We start from the raw sequence: 14,474 nt of genomic DNA, 5'->3' as shown, positions 1-14,474 counted from the left end.
AGCCACCTGCGAGGATGCCGGGTGGAGCACGCGGGGGGCGGCCGGTCAGCGGCGGTACGGCGAACGGGAGGGGCGCGATGACGATCCGGGTGGTGGTCGCGGACGACCAGGCGGTGGTCCGGGCCGGGTTGCGGACGGTGCTGGCCGCCGCACCGGACATCGAGGTCGTCGGGGAGGCGACCGACGGTGCCGCGGCGGCCGAGCTGGCGGAGTCGTTGCGCCCCGACGTCGTGCTGATGGACGTCCGGATGCCCGGGACGGACGGGATCGAGGGCACCCGGCGGATCCGGGCGCTGCGCGACCCGGGCATCCGGGTGCTGGTGGTCACCACGTTCGATCTGGACCGGCACGTCTACGACGCGTTGCGGGCCGGCGCCTCCGGCTTCGTCCTGAAGGACGTCGAGCCGGAGGACCTGCAGGTCGCGGTGCGGACCGTGCACGCGGGGCACGAGCTGTTCGCGCCGTCGGTGACGCGCCGGCTGGTCGGCTCGTTCGTGCCGGCGCCCGCGGAGCCCGACGCCGGGCCCGCCGGGACACTCACCGACCGGGAACGCGAGGTGCTCGCGCTCGTCGCCGCCGGCCTGTCCAACGCCGAGATCGCCGACCGGCTGGTGCTCGGCGGGACCACGGTGAAGACGCACGTGTCGAACCTGCTCGCCAAGCTGGGCCTGCGGGACCGGGTGCAGCTGGTGGTGTTCGCCTACGAGCACGGCCTGATCGGAAGCGGTGCCGGTGACACCGCCGGACCGGGCGACGCGGGAGGCGCGGGTGGCCCGGGCGGGCGCTGATCCGGCGCCGCTCCCCGGTTCCCTCGCCGGGGACCTGGCGTTGGCGGTGCTGGTGCTGTTGCTCGGTGTGCAGGAGATGATCTCGTTGTTCGCCGCGGGCAACCCGCTCGTCCGCGGTGTGCTGTCCGACCCGGTCGTCGCCGTCGTCGTGGGCTCGGTGCTCCTCGTGGCGCAGGCCGCTGCGGTGCTCGCGCGCCGCCGGCGGCCGCGCCGCGCCTACCTGCTGGCGGCCGCCCTCATGAGCGCCCACCTCGCCCTGGTCGGTGGGTTCGGTGTGTTCGGGTGGGGGATCCTCGCGTTCGCCGTCGCCCGCTCGCCCGGCAGCGCCGCCGGCCGGCTGGTCCTGCCGCTGCTGGGTGCACTGGTGGTCCCCGCCCTGCTCCGCAGCCGCGGACAACCGGACTCCCAGGGCATCGGCGAGCAGGTCGGGGCGGTCGTCGGGATGGGCCTCAGCGCGTCGGTGCTGGTGCTCATCGGCCTGGTCACCGGGCGGTGGACGCGGACGGCGGCCCGGCGGGCCGAGGAGGAGCGCCGCGAGACCGAGCGGATCCGGCGGGCCGCCGCGTTGGACGTCGAGCGGGCCCGGATCGCCGAGGAGATCGGCAGCGGGGTGCTGACCGGTCTGCACCGGGTCGTCGACGGGGCGGCCGCACTCGGCGGGGCCGGGTCGAGCGGCGCGGCCGGCGGACCGATCACCGACGAGGCGCTGCGGGCGCTGCACGGGCAGGCCCGGGCGGTGCTCGCCGCGATGCGCCGGGTGCTGGGCGTACTGCGTTCCCCGGGCTCCGGGGCCTCCGCGAACACCGGGACCACCCTGGGCAGCGGGGCCCCTGCGAGCCCTGCACCGACCCAGGTCTGCGCGAACACCGGGTCCGACGCGTCCGGGCGTCCGGCCGGGGCCCGGGTCCCACCGCTGCCGGACCGGGTCGGCCTGGTCACCCTGGGAGTGTTCCTCGTCCTCGCGGCCGCGTTCGCCGTCCTGCCCCGGCAACAGATCGGCAGCGACCAGGTCGATCTGGTCCAGGGTCTGCTGCAGCTGCCCCCCACCGACCCGCTCGCGGCGCTCGTGGTCGCCGTGCAGTTCGCTGCGATCGCCTGGTGGCGGACCGCCCCGGCCTCCGCTCTGCTGGTGTCGGGCGCCGGGTCGTTCGCGGCCGGTGGTCTGGGCGGGGCCAACCTGTTCGCCGAGACGGGTTGGGTCCTGCTCGTGTGGGGCGCCGCGACCAGGGCGCCGATGCTCCGCTCCGGCGTCGCCGTCCTGGTGTCGACCGCGGTGGTGGCCGCCGGTGGGACCCTGTTCGGCAGCTGGGAGCAGCTGGGTCCGCCGGCGACGACGTTGCTGTCGTTCCTCGCCGTCGTCCCGCTGTGGGCGGCGGGGGTGATGATCGGCAGGCACCGCCGGGTGACCGAGCGGCTGCGCGAGGAGCGCGCCGACGCCGACGCCCGCGATGCGGTCGGCCGGGAGCGGCTGCGGGTGGCCCGGGAGCTGCACGACGTCGTCGCCCACCACGTGTCCGCGATCGCGGTGCAGGCCGGAGCGGCCCGGATGGCGGCCGACCCGGCAGTGCGGGCCGAAGCGCTGGCGCACATCGCCGAGTCCGGACGCCGGATCGCGGAGGTGCTGCCGGAGCTGGCAGGCGCCACGCCGGACCCGCACGGGTTGACGCTCGACCCGGACGGCGTGGACCGGTTGCTGATCGCCTCCCGGAAGGCCGGTCTGCCGGTGCACGCCGAGGTCACCGGGACCCCGGTCGACCCGCCCGGAGACGCCGAACTGTTCGCCCAGCGGATCGTCACCGAGGCGCTCACCAATGTGCTCCGGCACGCAGGCGCGTCGCCCACCGTCGTGCGGATCGGGAACCACCCGTCGGAGGTGACGGTCGAGGTCACCGACGAAGGGCCGGTGCCGGGCCACCGCCCCGACGATGCCGGGTCCGGGCTGGGGCTGGTCGGCATGCACGAGCGGGTCGCGCTGCTGGGCGGCCGGCTCACCGCCGGCCCCTCCGCTGCCGGCGGTCCGGGTTGGACGGTGCGGGCCACGCTCCCCCGCGGCCCGCTCGTCCTCACGGACGAGACCGGGCCGATCACGATCTCGTCCGCTGCGCCGACGCGGGCCGACCCCGATGGCCCCTAGCGTCGGAGCCCACCGACACCGGTGGCGAGGGGGACCACGATGGCCGACGACACGACCAGACCGGCGGACGCCGCGACGACACTGCCGGGCACCGCATCGACACCGGCGGACGCCCCATCGACACCGGCGGACGCCACCGCGGAGACGCGACCGGACGCACCAGGTGCGCCGGTCGGTGCGGGCCCGCCCGGCCGCCCGTCGCTCGGTTGGACCGAACTGCTCACCGGTGCCGTGCTCTACCTGGGACTCAGTGTCGTCGCCGGCGCCGTCCTGTTCCTGACCGGCGGCGGCACGCCAGGGGCGGTGCTGGTTCTGGCGGTCACCGGTGGGTGCACGCTGCTGGCGGCGCTCGGCGCGCTCGCGCTGCGGGTGCGGTGGCTGCCCGCCATCGGGTTGCGCGGCACCACGATCGGCTGGCTGCTGGTGGCCGTCGCGGCGGGGCTGGTCGCCCGCGGGCTGGCCGCCCTGCTCGGTGCCGGGTACCAGCAGGTCACCGGGGACATGTCGAACCCGCAGGCGTTCCTCGGCGAGGCGCTCGACGGGGGCAGTGCCCTGGTGTTCACCGGGGTGATGCTGACCGGAGCGCTGCTCGTCCCGTTCGCCGAGGAGCTGTTGTTCCGCGGGATCGGCTACGGCGCGCTGCGCCGTTACGGGGTGTGGGTCGCGGTGCCCGCCAGCTCGGCGGTGTTCGCACTGGCGCACGGGATCAACGTGGTCCTGGTCATCGCGTTCCTGCTCGGTGTGGTCTGCGCGCTGCTCTACGAGCGGTCCCGGTCGGTGTGGCCCGCGGTCGTCGCGCACGTCGTGTTCAACGCCTCCGGCTTCGTGATCGCCGCGCTGTTCCTGGGCGGGGCCGGATCATGACCCTCGAGATCGACGCGCTGCACAAGCGCTACGGGCGGACCGTCGCGCTGGACGGGGTGAGTTTCGACGTGCGCCCCGGTGAGATCTTCGGCTTCGTCGGGTCCAACGGCGCCGGCAAGACGACGACCATGCGGATCGCGCTCGGTGTGCTGGCAGCCGACTCCGGGCAGGTCCGGCTCGCCGGCCGACCGGTGGACCTGCAGGTGCGCCGCACGATCGGGTACATGCCCGAGGAGCGTGGTCTGTACCCGAAGATGAAGGTGGGCGAGCAGCTCGCCTACCTGGCCGAGCTGCACGGTGTCGACCGGTCCGGTGCGCAGCGCGCCGCGGAGCACTGGGCCGGGCGCCTGGGCATCGCCGAGCGGCTGGGCAGCACGGTCGACGCGCTCAGCCTCGGCAACCAGCAGCGCGTCCAGCTCGCTGCCGCACTGGTCCACGACCCGGCGGTACTGGTCCTCGACGAGCCGTTCTCCGGGCTCGACCCGGTCGCGGTGGACGTCATGAGCGAGGTGCTCCGGGAGAAGGCCCGCACCGGGGTCCCGGTGCTGTTCTCCAGCCATCAGCTCGATCTGGTGCAGCGGCTCTGCGACCGGGTCGGAATCATCGTGGCCGGCCGGATGCGGACCGTCGGGACGGTCGGTGAGGTCCGCCGCAGCGGCGGGGTCCGGCTCGAGGTGCACGCCCCCGCCGCGCCACCCGGCTGGACCGACGGGTTGTCCGGGGTCCGGGTCGAACAGGTCCGCGACGGACGGACGACGCTGGTCCTCAACGACGGCGCGAACGATCAGGAGGTCCTCGCCGCGGCGCTGGCCACCGGGCCGGTCCACGGCTTCACCGTGCACACCCCGTCGCTGAGCGACCTGTACCGGGAGGTGGTCTCCTGATGGACGCCCCACCGCTCTCCGCCCGTCGCGCCGTGCTGCTGGTCGCGCGGCGCGAGTTCCGCGCCCAGGTGGTCAAGCGCAGCTTCGTGATCAGCAACGTGATCGTGCTGCTGGTGCTCGCCGCCGGGGTGGTCGGGTTCTCGATGTTCTCCGGCTCCGGGGAACCGGAGCGCTCCACCGTGGGTGTCGTCGGTGATGCGTCGCTGGGCGCCGCCGTCGAGGCCGCCGCCGACCGGGCGGGCACGCCGGTCGAGATCCGGCCGCTGGGCTCGGCCGACGAGGGCCGGGCGGCCGTCGAGGCCGGCGACCTCGACGTCGCGCTGGTCCCCGACGCCACCGGTGCCGCCGCGATCGTCGACTCCGAACTCCCGGCCGGGCTCGGCGGTGTCCTGGACGCCGTGCTCGCCGGGCAGGCCCGCGACGCCGCGTTGACCGGGCTGGGCGTCGATCCCGACGTCGTCGCCCAGCAGACCCCGCCCGCCGTGCTCACCGTCGATGCGCTGGACCCGCCCGATCCGGAGGCGGGCCAGCGGACGGCGCTGAGCGTCGCCGCGCTGTTCCTGCTGTTCGGCCAGATCCTCGGCTTCGGCACCTACGTGGCGATGGGCGTGGTCGAGGAGAAGTCCAGCCGGGTGGTGGAGCTGCTGCTCTCGACGATCCGGCCGCTGCACCTGCTCTGGGGCAAGATCCTCGGGATCGGCGCGGTGGGGCTGCTGCAGCTCGCGCTCTACGGCGTCGTCGGGCTGGCGGCCGGGCTCGGGACCGGCCTGCTGACGCTGACCGGGACCGCGGTCGGGGTGTTCGCGGGCGTGCTGGGCTGGTTCGTGCTCGGGTTCGCGTTCTACGCGGTCCTGTACGCGGCTGCCGGTTCGATGGTGTCCCGGCAGGAGGACGTGAACTCCACGACCACACCGCTGATGCTGAGCCTGTTCCTGCTGTACGGCGCCGCGTTCTACCACCTGAGCTCACCGGAGTCGCCACTGACGACGGTGCTGGCGTGGGTGCCGCCGTTCTCGGCGATCCTGATGCCGCTGCGGATCGCCGACGGTTCGGCGAGCACCGTCCAGATCGTCGTCACGGTGCTGCTCATGCTGGCCGCGACCGGGGTGCTGGGTTGGGTCGCCGCGCGGGTGTTCCACCGCTCGGTGCTGCGGACCGGGGCGCGGGTGCCGTGGCGGGAGGCGCTCGGGCGGGTCGGGTCCTGAACCCGCCCGGGCCACCGGCTCACCCGCAGAGCAGCTCGTCGGCGGTGGGCGCCTCCTCGACCGCCCCGTACTGCTGCATGAAGCCCATCTGCTCGTCGATCGCCGCCCGGTCCAGCTCGGAGGTGAACACCGGCAGCCGCATCCGCCCGGCGAGCTCCGGCGGGATCTGGGTGAAGGTCGGGATGACCGCCCGCACCGCGTCCGGGTCGTCCCGGGCGTGGTCGAGCGACCGCTCCATCGCCCGGGTGAACCGCTCGACGACCTCCGCCTCGCCCTGCACGAACTGCTTGCCGGCTCGCCGCGTAGGCACCGTTCGGGTACTCGGGAGCGAGGTTCGACTGGGGCGCGAACACGACCTCACCACCCTGGTCGAGCACGGTCGTCACGAACGGCTCCGCGGTGTAGGCCGCGGCGACCCGGCCGGCGGCGATCGCCGCCGGAACCTCGGGGAACGGCACCTCGATGAACTCGATCGAGGCCGGGTCGACGCCCTCCCGGTCGAGTGCGGCGCGGATCAGCACCTCGGCGACACCGCCGAGCGCGTTGATCCCGATCGGGCCGGCGGCGAGGTCCTGCGGGGAGCCGATGGTGTTGTCCGGTCCCGCCACCATGACCTGCCAGTCGTCCTCGGCCGTGGTGCCGGTGGCGTCGCTCGCGGTGAGCACGCACACCGGGACGCCCCGCCCGGCGGCGACGCCGGCCGAGATGTAGCCGACGAACCCGACGTCGTAGTCGCCGGACACCAGCCCGGTGACGATCTCGTTGCCGCCCTGCAGCACCGTCGGCTCGATCTCCAGGCCTTCCTCGGCGAAGAAGCCCTGCTCCATCCCGAGGTACATCCCGGCCGCGTTGGCGATGGGCAGGGTGCCGACCCGGACGGTCGTCGGGCCGTCTCCGTCGGCACCGCCGCTGTCACCCCCACCACAGCCGGCCGCGACGAGCGCGACCACCGCGGCGAGTGCGGCGACCGCGCGGACGCGGGCACCTCTCCGGCGTGGCTCTCCCATGATCACTCTCTTCCGGTCAGGCGGACGTCGGTTCGGGGGTGGTGGGGCGCTTGATCGAGCGCCAGACGTGGCCGCGCAGGCGGGTGAACTCCGGCAACTCCTTGGTCCCGACCTGGTCCCGCGGGCGGGGCAGGCCGACGTCGACGATCTCCGCGACCTCGGTCGGCGACGGGGTCAGCACGACGACCCGGTCGCTGAGGTAGACGGCCTCGTCGATGTCGTGGGTCACCAGCAGCACGGTGATGCCGTAGCGGGCCCGCAGGTCGAGTACGAGGTCCTCCAGGTCGGCCCGGGTCTGTGCGTCCACCGACGCGAACGGCTCGTCCATCAGCAGGATCTCCGGCTGGTAGGCCAGTGCCCTGGCGATCGCCACCCGCTGCTGCATGCCGCCGGAGAGCTGCCACGGGTACTTCGGGCCGGCACCGGCCAGGCCGACCGAGCCGAGCGTGTCGGTGACCAGGGTCGCGAGCGCGTCGGCGGCGAGCCTGCGGTGCTTGAGCGGGAAGGCGACGTTCTGCTCGACCGTCATCCACGGGTAGAGCGAGCGGGAGTAGTCCTGGAAGACCAGCGCCATCTTCTCCGGCGGCCCGTCGACCGGCTCACCGTCCAGGGTGATCGTGCCCGCGGTCTGCGGCAGCAGCCCGGCGACGCACTTGAGCAGGGTGGTCTTGCCTGCGCCGGACGGGCCGACGATCGTCACGAGTTCCTGCTCGGTCACCGAGAAGGAGACGTCGCCGACCGCCTCGAACGCCGATCGGGTGCCCTCGCCGTAGACCATCCGCAGGTGTTCGACGTGCAGCATGGAGGTGCCTCCCGGGAGGTCAGGACGAGCCGGCGCGGGCGCCGCGGTGCCACCGCAGCGCGCCGCTCGACGAGCAGGAACAGGCCGTTGAGGGCGTAGCCGAGCAGGGCGAGCAACGCGATCCCGGACCACATCTCGGTGATGGCGTAGGTGCGCTGGGACTGCAGGACGAAGTAGCCGATGCCCTCGGTGCTGGCGACCATCTCCGACACCACCATCATGATCACGGCGATGGACAGGCTCACCCGGGCGCCGGCGAAGATCTGCGGCGACGCCGAGGGGAGCACGACCCGGCGCAGGTACTCGCCGCGCGGGATCCGGTAGCTGCGCGCGGTCTCCTGCAGGGTCGGGTCGACCCCGGCCACGCCGTCGACGGTGTTCAGCAGGATCGGCCAGAAGCAGACGAACGCGATCAGCGCGACCTTCATCGTCAACCGACACCGAGCACCAGGATCCCGGCCGGGATCAGCACCGGCGGCGGGACCGCCCGCAGGAACTGCACGACCGGATCGGCCATCCGGCGCGCGGTGTCCGACAGCCCGAGTGCCACCCCGATCCCGACGGCTGCGACGACGGCGATCAGGTACCCGGCGAACAGCCGGGACAGGCTGGGGACGACGTCGCTGCCGACCCGGTCGAACAACCACGTGTCACCGAACGCCCGGACGATGTCGGTCAGCGGCGGGAAGTAGAACGATTCGCTGTCGTGCGACAGCACCGCCCAGGCCACCAGCAGCAGCACCGGGACGGTCACCTCGAGCCCGAGGCCGGTCATCCGGGTCGAACGGGTCGGCGTGCTCATCGGCGCCGCTCCCGGTGCGACGGATGCCAGGCCAGCAGCCGGGCCTCGATCCGGGCGAGCACGGCATTGAGACCCCAGCCGATCAGCCCGGTCACGATGATCAGGGCGTACATCGTGTCGACGGCGGCGCTCTGCCGGGCGACGTTGATCTCCTGCCCGAGCCCGGGTGCGCCCAGCACCAGCTCGGCGGTGACCACCAGGATCAGCGCCACCGCCGAGGAGATCCGCACCCCGGTGGCCACATAGGGCAGCGCGCTGGGCAGCGTGACCCGCAGCAGCCGCTCCCGGCGGGACACCCCGAACGAGCGCGCGGTCTCGGTGGCGACCGGGTCGACGTCGCGGACCCCGTAGAGGGTCTGCAGCAGGATCGGCCAGGTCGCCGCCCAGGCCGCGAGGAACACCTTGCTCTCCAGCCCGGCGCCGAACACCAGCACCGCGAGCGGGATCAGCGCGACCGACGGGACCGGCCGGAGGAACTCCACCACCGACCGGCTGGCCATGAACAGCAGGAAGACCGACCCGATCATGATGCCCAGGGGCAGCGCCACCAGCACCGCGAGCCCCAGCCCCAGGGCCCATCCCAGCAGCGTCTGGCCGACCGGGATCCACAGTCCGGCGCCGTCACCGAGCAGTCGGCCCAGCGCCGCGAACATCGTCGACGCGGGTGGAAGGAACCGGTCGTCGACCAGGCCGGTGCGCGGGGCGAGCTCGAAGGCGCCGATCGCGAGCGCGACCCCGGCGAGCGGGAGCAGGCGGTGGCCGGCCACGGCGGGCGAACGGGCGGGTCGTGCGGGGGGTGGGTCGTCGTCGCTGCTCTCCGGCGCTGCGGTGGGCCGGGCCGCGGCTCGTGCCACGCTGCTCCTTCTCGGTGTCGCGGCGCCCTCCGCCGAGCGGCGGCGCCGTGCCGGCCACACCTCGCCCGGGCGGGTCGAGTTCACCTCTCCGGGCGCGGCGCCTGACTGACTGACTGCCCGGACCCTACGAGCGGCGCGCGCGGACCCGCGCCCGTCGGTTGACGGCACAGCAGCGGCGGGTCCTCACGTCCCGGTTGCGACGGATGACGTAGGACGGTTCCCGCCGTCGGCAGCCCCGGGACCGGCGGACGCCACATCCCGGTGCCGGGTTCGGATGCCGGGGCCCGGTGTCACACCTCGAGCAGCTCGCGCGGCAGTGCGGTGAGGGCGACGGCCGGACCGCCCGCGACGACGTGCAGCACGTCCTCGATCCGGACACCGCCGCGGCCGTCCAGGTAGACGCCCGGCTCGACGGTGACGAGCTGCCCGGCCGCGACCGTCCCGTTCCCGGTCCAGGTCAGCCACGGGGCCTCGTGGACGGCCAGCCCGATGCCGTGGCCCAGGCCGTGCGGGAAGTCCGCGCCGCGCCCGGCGTCGGTGATCACGTCACGGGCGGCGGCGTCGGCGGCGGTGACGGCGACCCCGTCGGCCAGCGCCGCCCGGCCGGCGGCCGCGGCGGCGTCGACCAGCGCGTGCAGCTCCCGCTGCCAGTCCGCCGCCGTCCCGAGACAGAACGTCCGGGTGGTGTCGGAGTGGTAGCCGTCCAGCGTCGCCCCGAAGTCGATCTTCACGAGGTCGCCGCGGCGCAGCGGCGTGTCGGTGGGCCGATGGTGCGGCACCGCCGAGTTCGCCCCGGCGGCGAGGATCGTCTCGAACGACGGGCCGGTCGCACCGAGCCGGCGCATCCGGTCCTCCAGGTCCAGCGCCACCTCGCGCTCGGTCCGGCCGGGGGCCAGGCCGCCGGCCTCGACCAGGTCCCGCAACGCGGTGTCGGCCAGCGCGCAGGCCCGGCCGACGGCGTCCACCTCGGCGGCGTCCTTGACCGCGCGCAGCCCGCCGACCAGCCCCGGGGCCCGGCGCAACCGCCGGCCCGGTGTGGCGTCCCGGACCGCGGCGAGACCGTCCACCGTCAGCACCGCGGAGTCGTAGCCCAGGGTCGCACCGGCCGGCACCCGGCCCGCCGCGGCCGGGGCGCTCGGCCGGTCGATCACGATCTCCAGGTCCGGACACTGCTCGCCGGCCTGGATCCGGTACCGGCCGTCGGTGCACAGCAGGTCCCCCGCCGGTTCCGCGGCGATCACGGCGGCGGCGTTCGAGCCGGTGAACCCGGTCAGGTACCGGACGTCGAGCAGGTCGGTGACCAGCAGCGCGTCCAGCCCGGCGGCGCGCAGGACGGTGCGGAGGCGGTCGCGCCGGTCGGGGTGGCTCATGCGCCCGACCCTATGTCCTAGGGTCGGGCGCATGGGCCTGTACTTCCGCCAGCTGCTCTCCGGGCAGGACTACGCCGTCGGCGACCCGGTCGCCACCCAGATGGTGAACTTCTCGTACCTGATCGGGGACCGGGAGTCCGGGGAGGCCGTCGTCGTCGACCCCGCCTACTCCCCCGACGAGCTGCTCGCGGTGCTCGACGCCGACGGGATGCGGCTCACCGGCGTGCTGGCCACCCACCACCACCCCGACCACGTCGGCGGGTCGATGATGGGCTTCGACCTGGTCGGGCTGGCCGAGCTGCTCGGGAAGAACCCGGTGCCGGTGCACGTGCAGCGGGCCGAGTCCGACTACGTGACCCGGGTGACCGGTTTGTCGGCGACCGACCTGACCCCGCACGACCACGACGACGTGCTCGAGGTCGGGGCGCTGCGGATCCGGCTGCTGCACACCCCCGGCCACACCCCGGGCAGCCAGTGCTTCCTGGTCCAGGACCCGGACGGGGACCGGCTCGTCGCCGGGGACACGCTGTTCCTCCAGAGTTGCGGGCGCACCGACTTCCCCGGTGGTGACGCCGCCCAGATGTACCACTCGCTGCAGCAGCTGGCGTCGCTGAAGGGCAACCCGACCGTGTACCCCGGGCACCGCTACACCGACGCACCCAGCGCACCGCTGCAGGACGTGCAGCGCACCAACATGGTCTTCCGCGCGACCTCGGCGGAGCAGTTCGTGGCAGCGTTCGGCGGCTGAGTGCGGTTACCGCAGCCGCGCCCCGTCGTCGGCGGCGGGGCCGGTGGGTCCCGGTAGCGCCACCCCGTCCCGCTCGACGCCGACCCGGCCGGGTGGTGCAGCGGCCTGTCCGTCGGCCCCGTCGGTGGCCACCCATGCCGCCAGCATGACCAGCAGCCGGGACATCGCGAACAGGAAGAACAACGTCGCGAGCACGGTGCCGAACACGGCCCCGCCGGCGGTGTCGGAGACGGCGCCGACCGCCAGCGCGGTCCCCAGCTTCAGCAGCTCCAGCGCGACCGCGCCGACCGCGGCGGGACGCAGCACCCGGCGCAGCGGCACCGGACGGCGCGGCAGCCGGGCCAGCACGAAACACAGCACCGCCGTGTCCACGGCCAGCACCAGCACGGCCCCGACCACCCGCAGCGCGATCCGCCCGCCGATCGCGTCGCGCAGCCCGAACAGCTCCAGGGTGAGCCCGGCGAGCCCGGTGACCGCCAGCGTCACCCCGATCGAGCCCAGCACGGCCGCACCCAGCACCACCAGCGCCCACAGGTCCCAGAGCACCCGGCGCGGCGAGACCATCCGTACCGCGGGCAGCCCGAACTGCGCCGACAGTGCCTCCCGCAGGTACGACGTCCAGGTAGTGCCCGCCCACAGCGCCCCCAGCAGACCGATGCCGACCAGCGAGCCACGCCGGTCGGCCGCCGTCTCCAGGACCGGTTCGACCGCCGACATCAACCCGGGCGGGAACGCCGTCCGCACGGCGAGCACGAGGTCGTCCGGCGAGGTCGTCCGCCAGAACACCAGGAGCCCCAGCGCCGTGAACGACACCATTGCCAGCGGGACGGCCGCGATCACGGTGTAGAAGGCGACCGCCGCGGACAGGTGGTTGCCCCGTTGGAGGCGGTAGCGGTCGACGGCGCGGCGGGCGTGCCCGATCGGCGCCGACCGCTCGGGGAGGCTGCGCAGCCGCGCCACCCCGTGCCCGATGTCCACTCGCATCCGGCCATCCTCCCCGAGGTCGGTCACCTGCCCGGTGATCAGGGTCCTAGGTCCGTTACCGAGCGTTCCGCGCGACGCTAGAAGATGACCATGATCGAGAACGCCTCCCCACCCCGCGCCGTGATCGTCCTGCTGGGCGCGGCCGCGGCCGTCGTCGCAGCCGCCGGGTTGTACGCCGCCGCCTGGCTCGTCGGGCCGGTGGCGCTCGCCCTGGTGGTCGTGATCATGGTGCACCCGCTGCACGGGAGGCTGCGTCGGGCCGGCATCCCGGGCTGGATCGCCACGACGGTCCTGCTGCTCGCGATCTACGGGGTGCTGCTGGTGCTGTCCACCGTCGCGGTCGTCGCGATCGCCCGGTTGGTGACGCTGCTGCCCGGTTATGCCGCCGAGGCGAACCAGATCGTCTCCGGGATCACCGCGCGGGCCGCCGCGTTCGGCGTCGGCACCGAGCAGCTGCAGGCGATCGCGTCCTCCCTGGACGCCCGGCGGCTCACCGCGCTCGCAGCCGGCCTGCTGATGCAGGTGGCCGGGCTGGCCGGAAACCTGATCTTCCTGTTCTCCCTGCTGCTGTTCCTCGGGATCGAGTCGACGGCCGCGTCGGCGCGGCTGGACACGGTCGCCACCGCCCGCCCGGCGATCGCGACGGCGCTGCGCCGGTTCGCCCACGGGACCCGGCGGTTCCTGGTCGTCACCACGGTGGTCGGCCTGGTGACCGGTGTCATCGACGCCGTGGTGCTGGCCGCGCTCGGGGTGCCGCTGGCGGTGCTGTGGGGACTGCTGGTGTTCATCACCAACTACATCCCCTACATCGGCTTCTGGATCGGCTTCATCCCGCCGGTGCTGCTGGCGCTGCTGGCCGGTGGGCCCGCGATGGCACTCGCCGTGTCGGTCGTGTTCGTCGTCGTCAACTTCGTGCTCACCTCGTTGGTCCAGCCCCGTTTCGTCGGGAACGCGGTCGGGCTCTCGGTGTCGGTGACCCTGGTCGCACTGGTGTTCTGGGCCTGGCTGCTCGGCCCGCTCGGTGCGGTGCTGGCGGTGCCGCTGACCCTGCTGGTGAAGCTGCTGCTGGTGGACGTCGATCCGCGGGCGCGGTGGCTGGACGCGCTGCTCGGCAGCGTCCCCACCGCACCGGCCACCGCGGCGGGTGGCCCGGACACGTCCCCGGCCGGCACCGATCCGGCCGGGCACGCCGAGCGCCCCGGCAGCCATGACAGCGGGGCCGGCAGCAGCGCAGCGGCGGATGCGACCACCGGGACTTTCGACCCGGTCCGCCCCGTACCCGGAGTGGGACAGTGCGACCGGCCGACGTCCGACCCGGTGACCGCGGTCCGGCCCGTCGACGACGGCCCGCAGGACCGGGACGCACGACGACCCTGACTATCCTGATCGGACGGAGAGCGAGAGATGGCGGACACGACCGACATCAACGACGGAGCCGGTGCCCCGGCGCCGGTGGATCCGACCGGCGACGGCGCGGTCTCGAAGCGCGTCCGTGCGCTCGTCGCGCTGCGTGGCGTGCTGGTCCTGGCGTTCGGGCTCGCGGTGTTGTTCACCCCGGGTCTCGCGCTGCTGGCGCTGATCTTCGTGTTCGCGGCGTACGCGCTGGTCGACGGCATCGCCGCGATCGCGCTCGGCATCCGGCACCGGGCGCAGCGTCCCGGCTGGGGCTGGACGGTCGCGCAGGGTGTCGTCTCGGTCATCGCCGGTGTCGTCGCGTTCGCACTGCCCGCGTCGGCCGCGATCGCGATCCTGTTCGTGATCGCGTTCTGGGCGATCGCGGCCGGTGTCGTCACCGCGATCTCGGCCTACGAGGTCCGCAAGCACGGCGGGCCGTGGGGCTGGGTCGCCGTCCGGGCGGCGCTCGACGTGCTGTTCGGTGTCCTGCTGCTGGTGTGGCCGGCGTCGGGGATCCTGGCGCTGCTCTGGCTGGTCGGCGCGTTCGCCGTGGTGACCGGGATCGTGCTGGTCGTCCAGGCCTTCCGGTCGCAGACCCACCCCGCGATCGGCTGACCCGCCGCAGAACGGACGGCCC

At 74.1% G+C, this 14,474-nt stretch carries 15 protein-coding genes and 1 pseudogene; 8 read left to right on the top strand and 8 right to left on the bottom strand.

Annotation, left to right across the window (positions count from 1 at the left end; genetic code table 11):
* Nucleotides 1-77 precede the first annotated feature (77 nt).
* Genes AB0J24_RS00275 through AB0J24_RS00255 form a run of 5 tightly spaced genes read left to right on the top strand, consistent with a single transcriptional unit; the run spans nt 78 to nt 5,875 of the window.
* Nucleotides 78-788 carry a response regulator transcription factor gene (locus AB0J24_RS00275; protein WP_358673065.1) on the top strand — a complete coding sequence of 237 codons (711 nt, stop codon included), beginning with the start codon at nt 78-80 and terminating at the stop codon, nt 786-788.
* Complete coding sequence (locus AB0J24_RS00270) at nt 733-2,922, top strand: histidine kinase (RefSeq protein WP_358673063.1); 2,190 nt, start codon at nt 733-735, stop codon at nt 2,920-2,922. Before AB0J24_RS00275 ends, AB0J24_RS00270 begins: the two co-directional genes overlap by 56 nt.
* Nucleotides 2,923-2,961: 39 nt before the next feature.
* Nucleotides 2,962-3,786: a type II CAAX endopeptidase family protein gene (locus tag AB0J24_RS00265; protein WP_358673061.1), complete on the top strand. Its 825-nt coding sequence runs from the start codon at nt 2,962-2,964 to the stop codon at nt 3,784-3,786.
* Complete coding sequence (locus AB0J24_RS00260) at nt 3,783-4,670, top strand: ATP-binding cassette domain-containing protein (protein ID WP_358673059.1); 888 nt, start codon at nt 3,783-3,785, stop codon at nt 4,668-4,670. The genes AB0J24_RS00265 and AB0J24_RS00260 overlap by 4 nt, the downstream gene beginning before the upstream one ends.
* Entirely contained in the window at nt 4,670-5,875 is a 1,206-nt protein-coding gene (locus tag AB0J24_RS00255; RefSeq protein WP_358673057.1) for an ABC transporter permease, read from the top strand. Before AB0J24_RS00260 ends, AB0J24_RS00255 begins: the two co-directional genes overlap by 1 nt.
* A 19-nt stretch (nt 5,876-5,894) precedes the next feature.
* Here the strand turns inward: AB0J24_RS00255 and AB0J24_RS00250 are convergent, their stop codons facing one another.
* The 7 genes and pseudogenes from AB0J24_RS00250 to AB0J24_RS00220 all read right to left on the bottom strand — a co-directional run bounded on the left by AB0J24_RS00250 (nt 5,895) and on the right by AB0J24_RS00220 (nt 10,710).
* Entirely contained in the window at nt 5,895-6,185 is a 291-nt protein-coding gene (locus AB0J24_RS00250) for a hypothetical protein (protein ID WP_358674385.1), read from the bottom strand.
* A gap of 28 nt (nt 6,186-6,213) precedes the next feature.
* Nucleotides 6,214-6,714: pseudogene (locus tag AB0J24_RS00245) on the bottom strand (ABC transporter substrate-binding protein); the annotation flags it as partial.
* Between the two features lie 184 nt (nt 6,715-6,898).
* Nucleotides 6,899-7,684 (bottom strand): ABC transporter ATP-binding protein, encoded by a 786-nt coding sequence (locus AB0J24_RS00240; protein ID WP_358673055.1) that lies wholly within the window; start codon nt 7,682-7,684, stop codon nt 6,899-6,901.
* Nucleotides 7,597-8,112, bottom strand: coding sequence for an ABC transporter permease subunit (locus AB0J24_RS00235; RefSeq protein ID WP_358673053.1), 516 nt, complete (start codon nt 8,110-8,112; stop codon nt 7,597-7,599). Before AB0J24_RS00235 ends, AB0J24_RS00240 begins: the two co-directional genes overlap by 88 nt.
* A gap of 2 nt (nt 8,113-8,114) precedes the next feature.
* Complete coding sequence (locus AB0J24_RS00230; protein ID WP_358673051.1) at nt 8,115-8,486, bottom strand: hypothetical protein; 372 nt, start codon at nt 8,484-8,486, stop codon at nt 8,115-8,117.
* A complete protein-coding gene (locus AB0J24_RS00225; protein WP_358673049.1) occupies nt 8,483-9,340 on the bottom strand; it encodes an ABC transporter permease in 858 nt (285 codons plus the stop codon). The genes AB0J24_RS00230 and AB0J24_RS00225 overlap by 4 nt, the downstream gene beginning before the upstream one ends.
* A 290-nt stretch (nt 9,341-9,630) precedes the next feature.
* Entirely contained in the window at nt 9,631-10,710 is a 1,080-nt protein-coding gene (locus AB0J24_RS00220) for a Xaa-Pro peptidase family protein (RefSeq protein WP_358673047.1), read from the bottom strand.
* Nucleotides 10,711-10,741: 31 nt separating this feature from the next.
* Between AB0J24_RS00220 and AB0J24_RS00215 the strand changes: the two genes are divergently transcribed.
* A complete protein-coding gene (locus AB0J24_RS00215) occupies nt 10,742-11,458 on the top strand; it encodes an MBL fold metallo-hydrolase (RefSeq protein WP_358673045.1) in 717 nt (238 codons plus the stop codon).
* A gap of 6 nt (nt 11,459-11,464) precedes the next feature.
* Here the strand turns inward: AB0J24_RS00215 and AB0J24_RS00210 are convergent, their stop codons facing one another.
* Complete coding sequence (locus AB0J24_RS00210) at nt 11,465-12,442, bottom strand: YhjD/YihY/BrkB family envelope integrity protein (RefSeq protein WP_358673043.1); 978 nt, start codon at nt 12,440-12,442, stop codon at nt 11,465-11,467.
* A gap of 90 nt (nt 12,443-12,532) precedes the next feature.
* Here AB0J24_RS00210 and AB0J24_RS00205 point away from each other — a divergent pair, with 90 nt between their 5' ends.
* Complete coding sequence (locus tag AB0J24_RS00205) at nt 12,533-13,819, top strand: AI-2E family transporter (protein ID WP_358673041.1); 1,287 nt, start codon at nt 12,533-12,535, stop codon at nt 13,817-13,819.
* A 27-nt stretch (nt 13,820-13,846) separates the two neighbouring features.
* Nucleotides 13,847-14,452 (top strand): HdeD family acid-resistance protein, encoded by a 606-nt coding sequence (locus AB0J24_RS00200; RefSeq protein ID WP_358673039.1) that lies wholly within the window; start codon nt 13,847-13,849, stop codon nt 14,450-14,452.
* The last annotated feature ends 22 nt before the right edge of the window (nt 14,453-14,474 follow it).

This window comes from Pseudonocardia sp. NPDC049635 (genome assembly GCF_040659795.1).
Lineage (GTDB): Bacteria > Actinomycetota > Actinomycetes > Mycobacteriales > Pseudonocardiaceae > Pseudonocardia.
Note: the sequence above shows the minus strand (reverse complement) of the source record. Positions and strands in the feature narration are given on the sequence as shown.